This is a genomic window from Actinoplanes sp. NPDC048796 (assembly GCF_040650035.1).
Taxonomy (GTDB): domain Bacteria; phylum Actinomycetota; class Actinomycetes; order Mycobacteriales; family Micromonosporaceae; genus Actinoplanes.
In genome coordinates this window covers 749112-765918 of record NZ_JBEZGO010000001.1, presented here as the reverse complement: position 1 = coordinate 765918, position 16807 = coordinate 749112, and the positions used below count along the sequence as shown (strand labels likewise).

Sequence of the window (16807 nt, the reverse complement as noted above, 5' to 3'; positions counted from 1 at the left end):
TTGCAACGCGGGTGCACCGCGTTGCATCCGGGTTCGTGGCCGGCGAAAGATCAGACCGAGTAGTGCCGGGGTGTGTAGACGACCGTCGAGCCGTCGCCCCGGGCCACCGCCCGGGTCTGCGACGACCCGATGATCAGCAGGCAGCGCATGTCGATCGTGGCCGGGTCGAGCTCGCCCAGCGTGGTCACCCGCACCGACTCGTCCGGGCCGCCCACATCGCGGCCCACGACCACCGGCGTCCGGGGCGAACGATGCCCCAGTAGCACCTCGCGGGCCCGTACCAGCTGCTCCCGCCGGGTCTTGGAAGCCGGGTTGTAGAGGGCGATGACCAGGTCGGCGGCGGCGGCGCCGGCCAGCCGCGCCTCGATCACCGGCCACGGCTTGAGCCGGTCGGAGAGCGAGATGACGCAGAAGTCGTGTCCGAGCGGGGCGCCGGCCCGGCTGGCGACGGCCTGGGCCGCGGTCAGCCCGGGGACGATCCGGACCGGGACGTCCTTCCACTGCGGGTCCTCGGCCACCTCGAGCACCGCGGCGGCCATGGCGAACACACCGGGGTCGCCGGAGGAGACCACGGTGACGCGGCGGCCCCGCTTGGCCAGATCGAGGGCGAAGGCGGCCCGCTCGGCCTCGACCCGGTTGTCGGAGGGGTGCAGCCGCTGGTGCGGCCCGGGCACCACCCGCTGGAGGTAGGTCACGTAGCCGACCAGGTCGTCCGCTTCCGCCAGAGCCGCCCGCGCTTCCGGCGTGAGCCAGCGAGGATCACCCGGGCCGAGCCCGACGACCGTCACCTGACCCTTCCTTTCCGGCTCCTCGCCTTCTTCGCCCATGAAAGCCGCGGCGGCCGGGCTCGGCAGCAGGGCCAGCGAGAAGTACGGCACGGTCTCGGGGTCCACCTCGGCGAAGCGGGCGGAACGCTCGCGGTCGGTGGTGGCGCGCTCCACGTACCAGGCGTCGCCGAGCCGTCCGGCCCGGTCGAGGGCTTCGCGGACGCCGTCGAAGGTGCGGCCCAGCTTCATGACAGCGGCCGACTCGGTGCTCGACAGGCGGGCGGCCAGCTCGGCCGGGGGCAGCGTGCCCGGCAGCACGGTCAAGGTCTCGTCGCGCTCCATCAACGGGCGGCCCAGGACGGCGCTCGCGGCGCTCACCGAGGTCACGCCGGGCACGACCTCGGTCTCGTACCGATGCGCAAGCCGTTTGTGCATGTGCATGTAGGAGCCGTAGAAGAACGGGTCGCCCTCGGCCAGCACGACCACGGTGCGACCGGCGTCCAGGTGGGCGGCCAGGCGGGCGGCGGCCTCGGTGTAGAACTCGTCGATCGCGCCCTGGTAGCCGCCCGGGTGGTCGGTGCCCTCGGTGGTCACCGGATAGATCAGCGGCTCCTCGATCTGCTCCTCGCGCAGCAGCGAAGCGGCGATCGCCCGGGCGTTGCTGCGGCCGTGCCGCGCGGCGTGGTACGCCACCACATCGGCCCCGGCGATCAGCCGGGCCGCCTTCAACGTGATCAGTTCGGGGTCGCCGGGCCCGACGCCGACACCGTACAGCCGTCCCGCCATGATCACTCCGCCTCCGAGGCCAGCGCGTTGATCGCGGCGGCCGTCATCGCGCTGCCGCCCCGGCGGCCGCGCACGATCAGATACTCCAGATCGGACTGCGCCAGCGCGTCCTTCGACTCGGCGGCCCCGATGAAACCGACCGGGATGCCGAGCACGGCGGCCGGCCGCGGAGCGCCGTCCGCGATCATCTCGAGCAGCCGGAACAACGCGGTCGGCGCGTTGCCGATCGCCACCACCGAGCCCTCCAGCCGGTCGGCCCAGAGGTCGAGGGCGGCGGCGCTGCGGGTGGTCCGGTGCTTCTCGGCGAGGGCGGGCACCGACGGGTCGCGCAGCGTGCAGACGACGTCGTTGCCGGCGGGCAGCCGCTTACGGGTGACGCCCGAAGCCACCATCTCGGCGTCACAGAGGATCGGGGCGCCGGCGAGCAGCGCCTTCCGGGCCGCCGAGGCGACATTCGGGCTGTACGCGATGTCACTCACCAGATCGACCATGCCGCAGGCGTGGATCATCCGCACGGCCACCTTCGCCACATCGGACGGGAAGCCGGTGAGATCGGCCTCGGCCCGGATGGTGGCGAACGAGCGCCGGTAGATCTCCGCGCCGTCGCGCTCGTACTCCATCAGATCCTCCTCGCCGACGCGATCGCATCGAACGTCTCGCCGGTCGGTTGCCGGGTCACGGCATAGCCGGTCGGGGTCGCTTCCACTCGGACATGGGCACCGGACGGGCTTCCGCACCCTCGGGCGCAGCCGATCCAGTGCACCGGCAGGCCGTCGGTGAACTCGCTGTTCGCGGCGGCGTCGGCGCGGACGTCGGCCAGGGACTTGGCGCAGCCGGGGCGGCCGGCGCAGGCGGTCACGCCGGTCCAGCGGGAGCCGGGGGTGGTGGGTAGGCCGGCATCCTCCAGGCGGCGCTGCCAACGGCGGGCGGCCTCGGGGGTCAGGTCGGGGACGACGACGCCGCGCTCGGGGGTGATGACCAGGCGGCGGGCGGTGGTGAGCAGCCGCAGCGCCTCGCCGCCGAGCATGCCGAGTGGGACCAGCGCGCTGACCGCCACCAGGCCGTCGGGCTGCTGGAGCAGGCCGATGCCGGTGGGCTCGGGGGTGCGGGTCACGGGGTGGGGTGTCAGGGGGGCGCCCAGCTTCGCGGCCACCCGGGCCGGGCCGTCGGGCATCTCGTGCAGGCGCCAGGCGGTGACGTCGGCTCGCTCGCCGAGGAAGGCGTGGGCGGCGGCCAGCAAGGTCGCGACCACGGCCGTGGCGGGGACGCGCAGGCCGGCGTCATGGCCGGCGAAAAGGATCGTGAACGCGCCGCCGTCGCCGAGAGGAACCGCGGCCAGGTCGGCGGTGAGGGGGACGTCGCCGAGGGCGAACAGGAAACGGCCCGGAAGGGCGGCCAGGGCCGGGTCGGCGCACAGGGCGCGGTCCAGGTCGGCGACCAGGGTGCGCAAGGTGGTGCCGGCCAGGGGCGGGGCCGCGATGTTGCGTACGGTCTCGTGAGTTGACGACGGCAGCAGGCCGACGGCCGACAGCCGGGCCGCGAGGGCCGTCGGGTCCACGTCGTTGAGGGCCCTGAGCTGGAGGTTCGCTCGGGAGGTCAGCTCCGGCGGGCCGATCTCGCCCAAGGCCGCCAGCTGGGTGCCGGTGAGCATGCCGCCGGGGACGCGGACGCGGGCCAGCGGGCCGTCGGCGGCCGTGTGGAGCCGCAGGGCGCCGGGGCAGGCGTCGACCTTCGTCTGGCGGATGGGGGGAGGCACGGCCCGGATACTACGTTCGCCCACCGTTGTGTCCGCATCCTCGGGTCGGGATCGTCACACCGCCGGACCCTCCTTGACGGCGGGTGGGACCGCCCGGAAGGGTGGTAGGTCACGAGCGGCGACGCCGCGGAGGAAGCCGGTGCGATTCCGGCGCGGTCCCGCCACTGTCACCGGGTCTCACCGGCCCGGGAGCCAGGAACTCCGCCTCGCCGTGGATCCTACGACCCGGGGCGCGGACCCCGAGGGGAGCGCGTGTGTTCCTGTTGCTGTCGACTTCCGACACCGACCTGCTCAGTGCCCGGGCCAGCGGCTCGGCGTGGCGGCTGGCCAACCCGGCCCGCACCCAGGTGAGCGACCTGCCGGCCCTGCTCGACGGCGTCGAGCTCGTCGTGGTGCGCATCCTCGGCGGGCGCCGGGCCTGGGAGGAAGGGCTCGACGCCCTGCTGGCCGGGCCGGTGCCGGTGGTCGTGCTCGGCGGTGAGCAGGCGCCCGACGCCGACCTGATGAAGCTGTCCACCGTACCGGCCGGTGTGGCCGCCGAGGCGCACGCGTACCTGGCGCAGGGTGGGGCGGACAACCTGGCGGCGGTGCACGACTTCCTTTCCGACACGGTGCTGCTGACCGGCCACGGGTTCGCCCCGGCGCAGGCCGCGCCCGACTGGGGGCCGCTGCCGTGGGAGACGAGCGCGACCGGCCCGGTCGTGGCGGTGCTCTACTACCGCGCCCACCACATGGCGGGCAACACGGCCTTCATCGAGGCGCTGTGCCGGGCGATCGAGGCCAAGGGCGGCCGGCCGCTGCCGCTGTTCACCTCGTCCCTGCGTACGGCGCCGGACGACCTGCTGGCCGAGCTGCGCACGGCGGACGCCCTGGTGGTGACCGTGCTCGCGGCGGGCGGCACCAAACCGGCGACCGTCGGCGCGGGCGGCGACGACGAGGCGTGGGACGTGGGCGTGCTGGCCGGGCTCGACGTGCCGATCCTGCAGGGGCTGTGCCTGACCAGCAGCCGGGCCGCGTGGGAGGCGAGCGACGACGGGCTGAGCCCGCTCGACGCGGCCACCCAGGTGGCGATCCCCGAGTTCGACGGCCGGATCATCACGGTGCCGTTCTCGTTCAAGGAGATCGACCCGGACGGGCTGTCGGTCTACGTGGCCGACCCCGAGCGCGCGCTGCGGGTGGCCGGCATCGCGGTGGCCCACGCCCGGCTGCGGCACGTGCCGCCGGCCGAGCGGCGGATCGTGCTCATGCTGTCGGCGTACCCGACCAAGCACTCCCGCATCGGCAACGCGGTCGGCCTGGACACCCCGGCCTCGACGGTCGCCCTGCTGGCGGCCATGCGGGAGCGCGGCTACCGGATCGGCGACTTCGGGCAGTACGACGGCGACGGCCTGATCCACACGCTCATCGCGGCCGGCGGGCAGGACCCCGACTGGCTCACCGAGGAGCAGCTCAGCGGCAACAAGGTGCGGATCTCCGGCGCCGCGTACGCGTCCTGGTTCGCCACCCTCCCCGAGGACCTGCGCGCCTCGGTCGAGCAGCACTGGGGCCCGCCGCCGGGCGAGCTCTACGTGGACAACGGCGACATCGTGCTGGCCGCCCTGCAGGACGAGAACGTCGTGGTCATGGTGCAGCCGCCGCGCGGCTTCGGCGCCAACCCGGTCGCGATCTACCACGACCCCGACCTGCCGCCCTCGCATCACTACCTGGCCGCCTACCGCTGGCTGGCCGACGACTTCGGCGCGCACGCGGTGGTCCACGTCGGCAAGCACGGCAACCTGGAGTGGCTGCCCGGCAAGAACGTGGGCATGTCCGCCTCGGACGGCACCGACGCCGCCCTGGGCGACCTGCCGCTGATCTACCCGTTCCTGGTCAACGATCCGGGCGAGGGCACCCAGGCCAAGCGGCGGGCGCACGCCACACTGGTCGACCACCTCATCCCGCCGATGGCCCGGGCCGAGTCGTACGGCGACATCGCCCGCCTGGAGCAGCTGCTCGACGAGCACGCGACGATCGCGACGCTCGACCCGGCCAAGCTGCCGGCCATCCGGGCCCAGATCTGGACGCTGATCCAGGCGGCCCGGATGGACCACGACCTCGGCCTGTCCAACCGGCCCGAGGACGAGGAGTTCGACGAGTTCATCCTGCACATCGACGGGTGGCTGTGCGAGGTCAAGGACGTGCAGATCCGCGACGGGCTGCACGTCCTGGGCGCCGCCCCGGCCGGCGAGGCCCGGGTCAACCTGGTGCTGGCCATGCTGCGGGCCCGGCAGATGTGGGCCGGCCAGGTGGCGGCGCTGCCCGGCCTGCGGGAGGCGCTCGGCCTGGCCGACGACGCCTCCACCGCCGAGACCGACCGTGTCGAGGCGGTGGCCCGTGCCTTGGTCACCGCGATGGAGGAGGCGGGCTGGCCGACCGACGCGGCCGCCATCGCTCGCGTCTCCGACATTCCGGAAATGTCCGAGGCGGCAGACGTGGGCCGGGTGCGGGACGTGCTGGCGTTCGCGGCCACCGAGGTCGTGCCGCGGCTGGACCGGACGAGCGACGAGCTGGGAAACCTGCTGCACGCGCTCGACGGCGGCTACGTGCCGGCCGGGCCGAGCGGGTCGCCGTTGCGCGGGCTGATCAACGTGCTGCCGACCGGGCGCAACTTCTACTCGGTCGACCCCAAGGCGATCCCGAGCGCGCTCGCCTGGGAGACCGGCCAGGCCATGGCCGAGTCGCTGTTGCAGCGTTACCGCGCCGACTACGGCGAGTGGCCGCGCTCGGTCGGCCTCTCCGCGTGGGGCACCAGCGCCATGCGCACCGCCGGTGACGACATCGCCGAGATCCTGGCCCTGATCGGCTGCCGCCCGGTCTGGGACCCGGCCTCGCGGCGGGTCACCGGGCTCGAGCCGATCGCGCGGGCCGAGCTGGGCCGGCCGCGGGTCGATGTCACCGTGCGGATCTCCGGGTTCTTCCGGGACGCCTTCCCGCACGTCGTGGCCATGCTCGACGACGCCTTCCGGATGATCGCCGAGCTGGACGAGCCGGACAACTTCGTCCGGGAGCACGCCCTCGCCGATCAGGAGCGCCACAGCGACTGGCGCCGGGCCACGACCAGGATCTTCGGGTCGCGGCCGGGGGCGTACGGCGCCGGGATCCTGCCGTTGATCGACAGCCGCAACTGGCGTGACGACAAGGACCTGGCCGAGGTGTACGCCGTGTGGGGTGGCTTCGCCTACGGGCGCGGGCTCGACGGCGTGCCGGCCCGCGACGACATGGAGAACGCGTACAAGCGGATCGACATCGCGGCCAAGAACATCGACACCCGCGAGCACGACATCGCCGACTCGGACGACTACTTCCAGTACCACGGCGGCATGATCGCCACCGTGCGGGCGCTGACCGGTAAGGCGCCGGCCGCGTACGTCGGCGACTCGACCAACCCGGACGCCACCCGGACGCGCAGCCTCACCGAGGAGACGGCGCGGATCTTCCGGGCCCGCGTGGTGAACCCGCGGTGGATCGCCGCCATGCGGCGCCACGGCTACAAGGGGGCGTTCGAGCTCGCCGCGACCGTCGACTACCTGTTCGGCTACGACGCGACGGCCGGCGTGGTCACCGATTGGATGTACGAGCAGCTGGCCGCGACCTACGTGCTCGACCCGGAGAACCAGAAGTTCTTCCAGCAGTCGAACCCGTGGGCGCTGCACGGCATCGCCGAGCGGCTTCTGGAGGCGGCCGAGCGCAAGCTGTGGGAGTCGCCGTCGCCCGAGACGCTGAGCGCCCTCCAGGAGCTGTACCTCGAGACCGAGGGCGATCTCGAGGACGCGTAGTTCCGGAACCGTCACCCCATTCACAGGTTCACCTGCGTCGATCCGGGCCGGGAAGATCAGAAAGCGCTTCCCGGCCCGCGACCAGGCATTGACAGGCGTTGAAACCCGGGTTCAGAGTGGCGTCACGAAGAGCGCTTTCACACGGTGTTCCCCCACCGGAAATCGCTCCGACACATCCCCCCATTCTGGAGTCGCCCCATGACATCCCCAGTCCTGGTGAGACCGTTGCGAATAGCCGCCCTCGTCGGCCTGTTCGCCGCCTATCTCGTCGCCACCATCCAGCCCGCCCAGGCGGCCGAGGTGCTGGTGTCGCAGGGCAAGACCGCCACCGCGTCCTCGAGCGAGGCGGCCGGCGCCTATCAGGCCGCCGAGGCCGTCGACGGCAACGCCGGAACCCGCTGGGCCAGCGCGTTCTCGGCCGCCCAGTGGTGGCAGGTCGACCTCGGCGCCACGACCGCCGTCTCGCGGGTCGCGATCAACTGGGAGGCCGCGTACGCCAAGGCCTTCACCATCCAGTTCTCGACCGACGGCAGCAACTACACCCAGGCGTACGCCACGACGACCGGCACCGGCGGTCAGCAGAGCATCGCCGCCACGGGTAACGCACGCTATGTCCGGATAAACCTGAGCCAGCGGGCGCTGGAAGCGTACGGCTACTCGTTCTGGGAGTTCCAGGTCTACTCGGGTGACGGCGGGACCACCCCGCCTCCCACCGGGGGAACGCGGCTGCTGTCGTACAACAAGCCGGCCCAGGCCAGCACCTGGCAGAACGACGTCAACTGCAACCCGTGCAGCCCGGACAAGGCGTTCGACAACGACCCCGCGAGCCGCTGGGCGACCAGCTCCACCAACGGCTGGGTCGACCCCGGCTGGATCTCGGTCGACCTCGGCGCCACCGCCCAGATCAGCCAGGTCGTCCTGCAGTGGGACCCCGCCTACGGCAAGGCTTACCAGTTGCAGACCTCGGCCGACAACGCCAACTGGACCACCTTCTACTCGACCACCACCGGTGACGGCCTCAAGGACGTCATCAACGCCACCGGCACCGGCCGGTACGTGCGCCTCTACGGCACCGCCCGCAGCGGCCCGTACGGCTACTCGCTGTGGGAGTTCAGCGTCTACGGCACCGGCGGCAACCCGACGGCGCCCCCGGCCAAGCCGGCCGACCCCACCTTCCCGGCCACCCGGCTGGTCTTCTCCGACGAGTTCAACGGCGCCGCCGGCGCCAAGCCCGACCAGGCGAAGTGGACGTACGACCCGGGCGTCCCGCAGAACGGCGAGATCCAGTACTACACGCCGAACAGCGAGAACGCGCAGATGAACGGCCAGGGTTCGCTGGTCATCGAGGCCCGCCGGCAGGACTACCAGGGCCGCCAGTACACCTCGGCCCGGATGAACACCAGCAACAAGTTCCACGTGCAGTACGGCCGGGTCGAGGCCCGCGTCAAGGTGCCCAAGGGCAACGGCCTGTGGCCCGCGTTCTGGATGATGGGCGCCGACTTCCTCACCGGGCGCCCGTGGCCGTACAACGGCGAGATCGACATCATGGAGGTCCTGGGCCGCAACACCAGCGAGGCCTACTCCACGCTGCACGCGCCGGCCTACAACGGCGCCGGCGGCTACGGGCAGAAGTACGCCACGGCCGACCTGTCGCAGGACTTCCACGTCTGGGCGGTGGAGTGGGACAGCAAGGGCATGCGCTTCCTGCTCGACGGCAACCAGGTCTTCTACGCCAGCAAGGAGACCGTCGAGAACACCCGCGGCCCGTGGATCTACGACCACCCGTTCTACGTGATCCTCAACCTGGCCGTCGGCGGCGACTTCCCCGGCCCGATCGACGCCAGCACCCCGTTCCCGTCGCAGATGCTCGTCGACTACGTGAGGGTGTACCAATGAAATGGGTCGCCGCGGCCCTGCTGGCCGCTTCTCTCCTGTTGATTCCCGCCGGTGCGAACGCCGCCGACACCCTGATCTCGCAGGGCAAGCCGGTCACCGCGTCGTCCACCGAGTCGGCCGCCTTCCCGGCGTCGAACGCGGTCGACGGCAACCTCGGCACGCGCTGGTCCAGCGCGTTCAGCGACCCGCAGTGGCTGCAGGTCGACCTGGGCGCCACCGCCACGGTCTCGTCGGTCGTGCTGAACTGGGAGTCCGCGTACGCCCGGGCCTTCAGCGTCAAAGCCTCGGCCAACGGCTCCACCTGGACCACCCTCTACAGCACCAACGCCGGCACCGGCGGCCGCCAGGCGCTGACCGTCACCGGCAGCGGCCGCTACGTGCGGCTCGAGACGACGGCCCGGGCGACCCAGTGGGGCGTCTCGTTGACAGAGTTCCAGGTGTACGGCAGTGGCGGCGGCAGCACGACGCCGACCATCCCGCCGGGCGCCGTCCGGGTGGCCGAGTTCCTGGCCGACTGCCCGTTCAGCCACCGGCTGCCGGACGACCCGATCGTCTTCCCCAACCTGCCCGGCGCCTCGCACATGCACAGCTTCTTCGGCAGTGAGGTGACGAACGCGGCGACGACCACGCAGGACCTGCTCAACGCGAACAGCAACTGCAACCCGTCGATCGACAAGTCGTCGTACTGGATCCCGACCCTCTACAACGGCGACACCCCGGTCGAGCCGACCACCGGCATCTTCTACTACCTGGGTGAGGGTGTGCGGGACGACCTGATCGCGCAGACCCAGCCGTTCCCGCTGGGGTTGCGGATCGTGGCCGGCAACGCCAAGGCGACCGGCCCGGCCGACAACACCATCGCCCGCTGGTCGTGCCTGCACGCGGGCGAGGTGGGCTCGTCGCCCAACTTCGTGACCTGCCCGGCCGGCACGATGCTGGAGTCCTACCTGGACTTCCCGCACTGCTGGGACGGCGTCAACCTGGACTCGCCGGATCACAAGAGCCACATGGCGTACCCGGTGAACAACGCCTGCCCGGCCAGCCACCCGGTGGTCGTGCCGAAGCTGCGCCAGGTGATGCGGTACCCGGTGAACGGCAACCCGGCCAACTTCCGGCTCGCCTCGGGCGCGGGTTACACGATGCACGGTGACTTCTTCAACGCGTGGCCGGTGGACGAGCTGGCCCGGCGGGTCAACGACTGCATCCGCCCGATCGTCAAGTGCGGCACCGACGGGCGTCCGTGAGCATGGGCCGGGGTGTTATAACGATGCGCATGACACCCCGGCCCCGCCATCCGACCATGGATCAGGTCGCCGAGGCGGCGGGCGTCTCCCGGGCCACGGTGTCCCGGGTGATCAACGGCGCCACCAGCGTGGACGCCAAGATCCGGGAGGTGGTCCAGCGGGCCGTCGCCGAGACCGGGTACGTGCCCAACGTGGCCGCCCGGAGCCTGGTCACCCGCCGCTCCAACTCGGTGGCGCTGGTGATCAGCGAGCCCGACCGGCCGGACGACCACTCGTTCCTCAACCGGATCTTCACCGACCCGTACTTCGGCCGGGTCACCGCGGGCGCGACCGGCGCCCTCCGCCCGCACGACATCCACCTGGTGGTCATCCCGACCGACTCCACCGACCACCACCAGGTGATGCGCTATCTGCGGCAGGGCCATGTGGACGGTGTGCTTCTGATCAGCAGCCACGAGCAGGACACGCTGCCGCGCCAGGTGCACGACCTCGGCATCCCGGCCGTGGTCTCGGCCCGCCCCTCCTCGCCCATCGCGGTCAGCTACGTCGACGTCGACCAGCGGCTGGGCGCGCGGCTGGCCGCCGACCGGCTGCTGTCGCTGGGCCGTACGCGGCTGGCCACGATCAGCGGGCCGCTGGACATCCCGAGCGGCCTCGACCGGCTGGAGGGCTTCCGGGCCCACCTGGCCGGGCGGGAGGTGCCGGCCGTCGAGGGCGACTTCACCCGGGCCGGCGGCGAGGCCGCGGCCCGGCGGCTGCTCGAGGAGCACCCCGACGTCGACGGGCTCTTCGTGGCCAGCGACCTGATGGCCGAGGGTGCGCTGCGCGCGGTGCAGGACCTGGGCCGCCGGGTGCCCGAGGACGTCGCGGTGGTCGGCTTCGACGATTCCAGCGCGGCCCTGGACTGCCGTCCGCTGCTGACCACCGTGCGCCAGCCGGTCGAGGAGATGGCGGCCGAGATGGCCGAGGTGCTGCTCGCGCACATCAGCTCACCCGGACGATTGCCGCGCTCGGTGACTTTCCACCCCACTCTGGTCGTACGCGACAGCGGGTAACCACAGAGCGTCCTCGGCCGGTAACGTACCGTCTCATGGGGAGCGAACCGACCGCCGGGGCGCTGCTCGCCGCCGGGAACGAGGCCATGCTCGAGGCCACCTTCCGGACCGGCGACTTTCTGCCCGCGCGCCAGATGCTCGAAGCCGCCCGCGACCGCGCCCACGCGCAACGGGACCGGGTGGCCGAGGCGACCGCGCTGACCCGGCTCGGCATGCTCGCGCACTTCGCCGCGATCTCCGGCGACCTCAGCCGCGCCGACTGGGCCGGCGAGCAGCGGCTGTTCGCCGAGGCCCTGCTGATCCAGCGCGAGGCCGACGACCCGGCCGGCGCCGCCGAGTCCCTGTTCGGCCTGGGCCTGGTCCACCAGGTGCTGCGCGGCGACTGGGGTACCGCGATGCCGTTCTACACCGAGGCGCTGACCCTGGCCGAGCGGTACGCCGACGAGATGGTCCGCTCCGAGGTGCACCGCCACATCGGCTTCTTCCACGTCTTCGTCTCCGGCGACACCGAGCGGGGCCTGCGCCACCTGCGCATGTCCCAGGTGCTGCGCGAGCGCTACGGCGACCCCCGCCGGGTGGCGACCGGCACGCTGGCACTGGGCGAGGCCGAGCTGGCCGCCGGCAACCGGCCCGAGGCGTTGCGGCTGCTGCGCGAGGCCGTGCACCAGGCCCGCATGGCCGGGCTCAGCGAGCAGCGGGTCGGCTGGGCCGAGCACGCCCTGCGCGACGCCGAGCGGGCCGGGGTCCTCCCCGACCGGGGGGCATAGCGACCGGATCATGCTTAACTTCCGCGCTTTTGGGGCATGCTGGGCCGCGTGCCACGTCGAGGCCTAGCGTTGATAGTGGGAGCGGCCATGCTCAGCGGTTGCGCGACCGTGGGCAGCCAGGAGGACGCGGCCGCGGGGAAGGCGACCAGCCTGCTCGCCGCGGTCGGTGCCGGAGACGGCGAGGCGGCCTGCGCGCTGCTCGCCCCCGATACGATCACGACGGTGGCCGAGGACGAGCCGTGCCCCGAGGCGATCCTGGACAAGAGCCTGCCGCGGCCCGGCGCGGTCGTCGAGACCTCCGTCTACGGCCAGTGGGCGCAGGTCAAGCTCACCGATGACACGATCTTCCTGGCCGCCTTCCCGGAGGGCTGGCGGGTGGTCGCGGCCGGCTGCACGCCGCGCGCCTCGCGGCCCTACGACTGCACGGTGGAGGGCGACTGACATGCGCGCGCTCTTCGTCCTGTTGCTCCTGATCGTGGGGGCCGGCCTGGCGTACGTCATCACGCTGGGGGTGTTGCACCGGTGAAGAGGTTTCTGCGGGAGAACGGGATAGGGCTCGTCTTCGGCCTGCTCTTCCTGATCGTTCTGGTCGGTCAGGCCTTCGCCGGGCTGGCCCAGTTCAACGACGCGCAGCGCGCCTCCGGCCTGCCCGACATCGCGTTCTGGCGTTACGTCACCTCGGCCAGTTTCGGCGTCGACGTGGCCGAGAACTGGCAGTCCGAGTACCTCCAGTTCTTTCTCTTCATCCTCCTGACGGTCTGGCTGCTCCAGAAGGGTTCGCCGGAGTCGAAATCGCTCGACAAGCCCGGCCGCGAGACCGACAAGGATCAGAAGATCGGTCCGTACGCCACGCCGGCTTCGCCCCGGTGGGCCCGTGCCGGCGGCTGGCGCACCGCGCTCTTCGCCAACTCGCTCGGCCTGGTGATGGGCCTGATCTTCCTGGGCTCGTGGCTGGCTCAGTCGATCGCCGGCGTCGCCGCGTTCAACGAGGAGCAGCTCAGCGACCGCCAGGACCCGGTCTCCTGGGGGCAGTACCTGCTCGAGGCCGATTTCTGGAACCGTACGTTGCAGAACTGGCAGTCCGAGCTGCTGGCGGTGGCCTCGATGGCCATCCTCGCCATCTTCCTGCGCCAGCGCGGCTCCTCCCAGTCCAAACCGGTCGGCTCCCCGCACGAGGCCACCGGCGTCGAGGGTTAAAGGTCTTTGACCAGCTGCTCGGAGACGACGGGGAAGGCGAGGCGGTCGGCGAACTCCTGGGCGCCGTGGCTCGAGGCCGAGACGAAAAGCCCGATCTGGGGTACGCGGTGACTCGCGACGGTGGCCTCGGCCGCGGCCACCAGTTGACGGCCGAGACCCTGGCGGCGGTACGGCTCGTCGACCGACACGTAGAGGATGGTGCCGGCGCTGGGGCGCGCCGGTGACGGTTTGGTGATCCAGACCCAGCCCACCGGGCGCCCGTCGGCGATCGCGGTGTGCAGGCCGTCCGGGCCGAGCTCGGCCGCGCGCTCCCGGGCCCGCTCGGGACATTCCCGCACCAGCACCATCGGGTCGGTGGCGATGAGCTCGTCCAGGCGCCGCCGGTACTCGTCGGGCGTCATCGGGGCCAGCGTGACCGAACTGGGCGGGTTCCCGGCCGGGCGGGCCCGGACCTGGGTGAGCAGGCGGTATCCGAGGCGGCGGTAGAGGCGCCGGGCCCCGGTGTTGTGGCCGAAGACGTGCAGGCCGACCCGGCCGACGCCGCGGGCGGCCAGCGCGGCCTCGCCGGCCCGGATCATGGCGCTGCCGTAGCCCTTCGAACGGTGCTGCTCGGCCACCTCGATCTCGGAGATCCAGGCCATGGTCGTGAACGTGGTGCCGGGCAGCGAGATCCAGAGGAAGCCGACCTCCTCGCCGCCGGCCACGCCCTTGCACAGCAGCTGGCCCTCGGTGGCCACGCCGTCGGGCAGCATCGAGCGGGTCTGCCGCTCGGATTCCCGCCGGGCCTCCTCGGCGGCGAAGCCGTGGTGCTCGGCCAGGGCGTTCGCGAACTGGGCGGTCATGGCCGGCATCCGCCGGTCGAGGTCGGCCGGGGTGAGCGGGACCAGTTCGATAGTCATCTTTGTTGTCCAGCCTTCGTCGGATGTGCGACGGATCGATGTCGGTCTGTTCTTCCGGCTCCGTGACCGATGGTAATTTGACGGCCAGAAGCACGACGGTCACAGGGGGCGGCCTTGACCGATGACTCGGGTTTCCACGGCGTGGTCGGCATAGACGTCGGCACCAGCTCCTGTGCTGTGTCGGTGTGGGACGGCACCAAGCTCGTCGTCGTGCCGTGCCCCGACGGCGCGACCGCCATGCCCGCCGCCGTCGGCCAGGACACGACGGGCCAGGTCGTCGCCGGCGTCCCGCCCGCGGCCGATCCCGAGGCGGTCATCGCCGGCATCAAGCGCCAGCTCGGCAGCGGCGACCGGGTCCGGTTCCGCGGCCGCTCCTATCAGCCGCGCGAGATCTGCGCCTTCCTGCTGCTCGAGCTCAAACGGCAGGCCGAGGCGTTCGTCGGCGGCGCCGTGCACGACGCCGTGATCACCGTGTGCGCCGCCGCCGGCGAGGCTCAGCGGCGCGCCCTGCGCGAGGCGGCCGGTCTGGCCCAGCTCAACGTGCGCCGCCTGGTCGAGGACCCGGTGGCGGCCGCGATGGCGCTGGCCGCCGACGACCGCCCCGGCGTCTACGCGATCTACGACCTGGGCGGCGGCACCTTCGAGGCGTCGATCGTGCGGATCGCGCCGGGCACCGTCGAGGTCCTCGGCAGCGCCGGCGACCCCCGGCTCGGCGGCGACGACTTCGACGCGCGCATCGTGGAGTTCACCCTGCGGCAGATCCGCGAGCGATACCACGTCGACCTCAGCCAGGACGCCCGGATCCGCCGGCGGATCCGCTGGGAGGCCGAGATCCGCAAGCGGGAGCTCTCGGTCACCGACACCACCACCCTGGAGCTGCCCCGGCTCACGGCCACGGTCAGCGCGGCCGTGCCGCTGACCCGGCGCGCGTTCGAGGCCATGATCGAGCCGGACGTGCAGCGCTCGCTCGACCTGCTCACCGAGGCGATCGCGGCCGCACACACCGCGCACGGCGTCGGCTGGGGCGACATCGACCAGGTGGTGCCGGCCGGCGGCTCGTCGCGGATCCCCGTGGTCCGGGAGCGGCTGGCCGGATATTTCGGCTTCGGCCCGGCCGGCATCCGCGACGATCTCGACCCGGACGAGCTGATGGCCCGCGGCGCCGGCCTGGTCGCCCGCGACTACCAGCCGGCCCAGCTCTTCGAGGGCTCGCCGGTCGGCCTGCTCAGCGCCAGCCTGCGCCTGCGGGCCGAGCTGGCCGGCGCGCCGGTGGTCCCCTCGGCGACCGGCCCGCCCGAGGCCACCGGGCCGCCCGACCTCTCCGGGCCACCGGCCGAGACCCCGGCCGACTTCCGCCCGGCCGCCGTCGCCGCGTACCTCCTGCTGATCGCCCCGTCCCCCTCGGCCGACGGCCTTCTCGCCCCGCTGCGCACCGCCTACCTCGATTTCGTCGCGGCCGTGCACGCCGCCGCCCCCGACGACCGCCTGTCCGAGCTCGGCGAGGCCCTGACCGCCGAGTACAGGCGGGCCCGGCCGGCGGGCTAACGTTGTCGGATGTTGATCAGTTGCGGCGCTCCGGTGGCCGGGGCCTGGGCCGATCCGGCCTCGCTGACCAGCTTCGCCCGCCGGGCCGAGGAGCTCGGCTACCACGGGCTCTGGGCGTTCCAGCGGCTGCTGGTCGGCCAGGAGCAGCGGCTGGAGCCGGTCTACCACCGGGTGCTCGACCCGCTGCTCGCACTGAGCTGGGCCGCCGCCCACACGACGTCGATCCGGCTCGGGGTCGCGGTGCTCAACATTCCGTACGTGTCGCCGGTCTACCTGGCCAAACAGGCGGCCACCCTGGACGTGCTGTCCGGCGGCCGGTTCGACCTGGGCCTCGGCACCGGCTGGTCCGAGCCCGAGTTCACGGCCACCGGCTCCGGCCCGCACCCGCGCGGCGAGCGGATGACCGAGTACCTCGAGGTGCTGCGCACGCTCTGGAACGACGAGGTGGCCTCGTTCGACGGCCGGTTCTACCAGGTGCCGCCGAGCGTGATGGCGCCGCCGCCGGTGCAGCCGGGCGGGCCGCCGGTGCTGCTGGGCGGCACGGCCGACGCCGCCCTGCGCCGGGCCGGCCGGCTCGCGGCGGGCTGGGTGAGCAGCAGCCGCACCAGTTTCGAGCAGATCGCCCGGGGCACCCAGATCGTGCGGCGGGCGGCCGAGGAGGCCGGGCACGACCCCGACCGGGTCCGGGTCGTGGTGCGCGGCGTGGTCCGCCCGGGGGAGCGCGACGACGCCGTGCCGCTCTCCGGCGACTGGGAGCAGATCAGGGCCGGGGCCGAGTTGTACGGGCGGGCCGGCGTGACCGAGCTCTTCTACGACCTCAACTGGGATCCGGTCGTCGGCTCGCCCGGCACGGACCCCGCGGTGGCCGCCGAGCGGGCCGAGGAGATCCTGACCGCCCTGGCGCCGGGGATGACGGGCGTCTAACTCCGGTATTTGCCCGCGAATGGCTACCCGATTCGTTATCGGAATGGCCGTCGTCTCCGTCTGAGGTTCTTTCCGCCCTCTACGCGGCGTGACCCCGGGGCAACGGAGATCACTCGGTGATCCGCGTCCCGCGGGCCGGGATCACCGTCGATACGG

13 protein-coding genes and 1 riboswitch are annotated in these 16807 nt (G+C 72.5%); of the genes, 9 read left to right on the top strand and 4 right to left on the bottom strand.

Translation table 11 applies throughout. The annotated features are described in order from the left end of the window. Positions 1-50 precede the first annotated feature (50 nt). From AB0C26_RS03600 to AB0C26_RS03590, 3 genes are read right to left on the bottom strand one after another with little or no spacing between them, the layout of a single operon-like run. Positions 51-1553, bottom strand: a complete 1503-nt coding sequence (locus AB0C26_RS03600) for a precorrin-2 C(20)-methyltransferase (RefSeq protein WP_360240913.1) — start codon at positions 1551-1553, stop codon at positions 51-53. A gap of 2 nt (positions 1554-1555) precedes the next feature. Then, positions 1556-2176: a precorrin-8X methylmutase gene (locus AB0C26_RS03595; protein WP_360243494.1), complete on the bottom strand. Its 621-nt coding sequence runs from the start codon at positions 2174-2176 to the stop codon at positions 1556-1558. Further along, positions 2173-3309, bottom strand: coding sequence for a precorrin-3B synthase (locus AB0C26_RS03590; RefSeq protein WP_360240910.1), 1137 nt, complete (start codon positions 3307-3309; stop codon positions 2173-2175). Before AB0C26_RS03590 ends, AB0C26_RS03595 begins: the two co-directional genes overlap by 4 nt. 129 nt (positions 3310-3438) lie before the next feature. Then, a riboswitch (cobalamin riboswitch) is annotated at positions 3439-3511 on the top strand. A gap of 52 nt (positions 3512-3563) precedes the next feature. Between AB0C26_RS03590 and cobN the strand changes: the two genes are divergently transcribed. The 7 genes from cobN to AB0C26_RS03555 all read left to right on the top strand — a co-directional run bounded on the left by cobN (position 3564) and on the right by AB0C26_RS03555 (position 13283). Beyond that, positions 3564-7124 carry a cobaltochelatase subunit CobN gene (cobN, locus tag AB0C26_RS03585; protein ID WP_360240907.1) on the top strand — a complete coding sequence of 1187 codons (3561 nt, stop codon included), beginning with the start codon at positions 3564-3566 and terminating at the stop codon, positions 7122-7124. Between the two features lie 198 nt (positions 7125-7322). Then, complete coding sequence (locus tag AB0C26_RS03580; RefSeq protein WP_360240904.1) at positions 7323-9020, top strand: discoidin domain-containing protein; 1698 nt, start codon at positions 7323-7325, stop codon at positions 9018-9020. Next, positions 9017-10264 carry a DUF1996 domain-containing protein gene (locus AB0C26_RS03575; protein WP_360240901.1) on the top strand — a complete coding sequence of 416 codons (1248 nt, stop codon included), beginning with the start codon at positions 9017-9019 and terminating at the stop codon, positions 10262-10264. Before AB0C26_RS03580 ends, AB0C26_RS03575 begins: the two co-directional genes overlap by 4 nt. Before the next feature lie 29 nt (positions 10265-10293). Then, positions 10294-11319 carry a LacI family DNA-binding transcriptional regulator gene (locus tag AB0C26_RS03570; protein ID WP_360240898.1) on the top strand — a complete coding sequence of 342 codons (1026 nt, stop codon included), beginning with the start codon at positions 10294-10296 and terminating at the stop codon, positions 11317-11319. Positions 11320-11354: 35 nt separating this feature from the next. After that, entirely contained in the window at positions 11355-12086 is a 732-nt protein-coding gene (locus AB0C26_RS03565) for a tetratricopeptide repeat protein (RefSeq protein WP_360240895.1), read from the top strand. Positions 12087-12173: 87 nt separating this feature from the next. After that, positions 12174-12527: a hypothetical protein gene (locus AB0C26_RS03560; RefSeq protein WP_360240892.1), complete on the top strand. Its 354-nt coding sequence runs from the start codon at positions 12174-12176 to the stop codon at positions 12525-12527. Positions 12528-12608: 81 nt separating this feature from the next. Continuing rightward, a complete protein-coding gene (locus tag AB0C26_RS03555; protein WP_360240889.1) occupies positions 12609-13283 on the top strand; it encodes a DUF6766 family protein in 675 nt (224 codons plus the stop codon). On the opposite strand, the gene AB0C26_RS03550 is transcribed toward AB0C26_RS03555, so the two are convergent. Next, a complete protein-coding gene (locus AB0C26_RS03550) occupies positions 13280-14182 on the bottom strand; it encodes a GNAT family N-acetyltransferase (RefSeq protein ID WP_360240886.1) in 903 nt (300 codons plus the stop codon). The genes AB0C26_RS03555 and AB0C26_RS03550 overlap by 4 nt on opposite strands. Positions 14183-14296: 114 nt before the next feature. Here AB0C26_RS03550 and AB0C26_RS03545 point away from each other — a divergent pair, with 114 nt between their 5' ends. Continuing rightward, on the top strand, positions 14297-15727 hold the full coding sequence (locus tag AB0C26_RS03545) for an Hsp70 family protein (protein WP_360240883.1): 1431 nt from the start codon (positions 14297-14299) through the stop codon (positions 15725-15727). 9 nt (positions 15728-15736) lie between these two features. After that, entirely contained in the window at positions 15737-16651 is a 915-nt protein-coding gene (locus AB0C26_RS03540; protein WP_360240880.1) for a TIGR03619 family F420-dependent LLM class oxidoreductase, read from the top strand. Positions 16652-16807: the final 156 nt, after the last annotated feature.

What these genes read in the sequence shown, in the direction of transcription:
- AB0C26_RS03600 (WP_360240913.1), bottom strand. Translation starts at nt 1,553, where the DNA reads ATGGCGGGACGGCTGTACGGTGTCGGCGTCGGGCCCGGCGACCCCGAA.
- AB0C26_RS03580 (WP_360240904.1), top strand. Translation starts at nt 7,323, where the DNA reads ATGACATCCCCAGTCCTGGTGAGACCGTTGCGAATAGCCGCCCTCGTC.
- AB0C26_RS03575 (WP_360240901.1), top strand. Translation starts at nt 9,017, where the DNA reads ATGAAATGGGTCGCCGCGGCCCTGCTGGCCGCTTCTCTCCTGTTGATT.
- AB0C26_RS03570 (WP_360240898.1), top strand. Translation starts at nt 10,294, where the DNA reads ATGACACCCCGGCCCCGCCATCCGACCATGGATCAGGTCGCCGAGGCG.
- AB0C26_RS03565 (WP_360240895.1), top strand. Translation starts at nt 11,355, where the DNA reads ATGGGGAGCGAACCGACCGCCGGGGCGCTGCTCGCCGCCGGGAACGAG.
- AB0C26_RS03560 (WP_360240892.1), top strand. Translation starts at nt 12,174, where the DNA reads ATGCTCAGCGGTTGCGCGACCGTGGGCAGCCAGGAGGACGCGGCCGCG.
- AB0C26_RS03550 (WP_360240886.1), bottom strand. Translation starts at nt 14,182, where the DNA reads ATGACTATCGAACTGGTCCCGCTCACCCCGGCCGACCTCGACCGGCGG.
- AB0C26_RS03540 (WP_360240880.1), top strand. Translation starts at nt 15,737, where the DNA reads ATGTTGATCAGTTGCGGCGCTCCGGTGGCCGGGGCCTGGGCCGATCCG.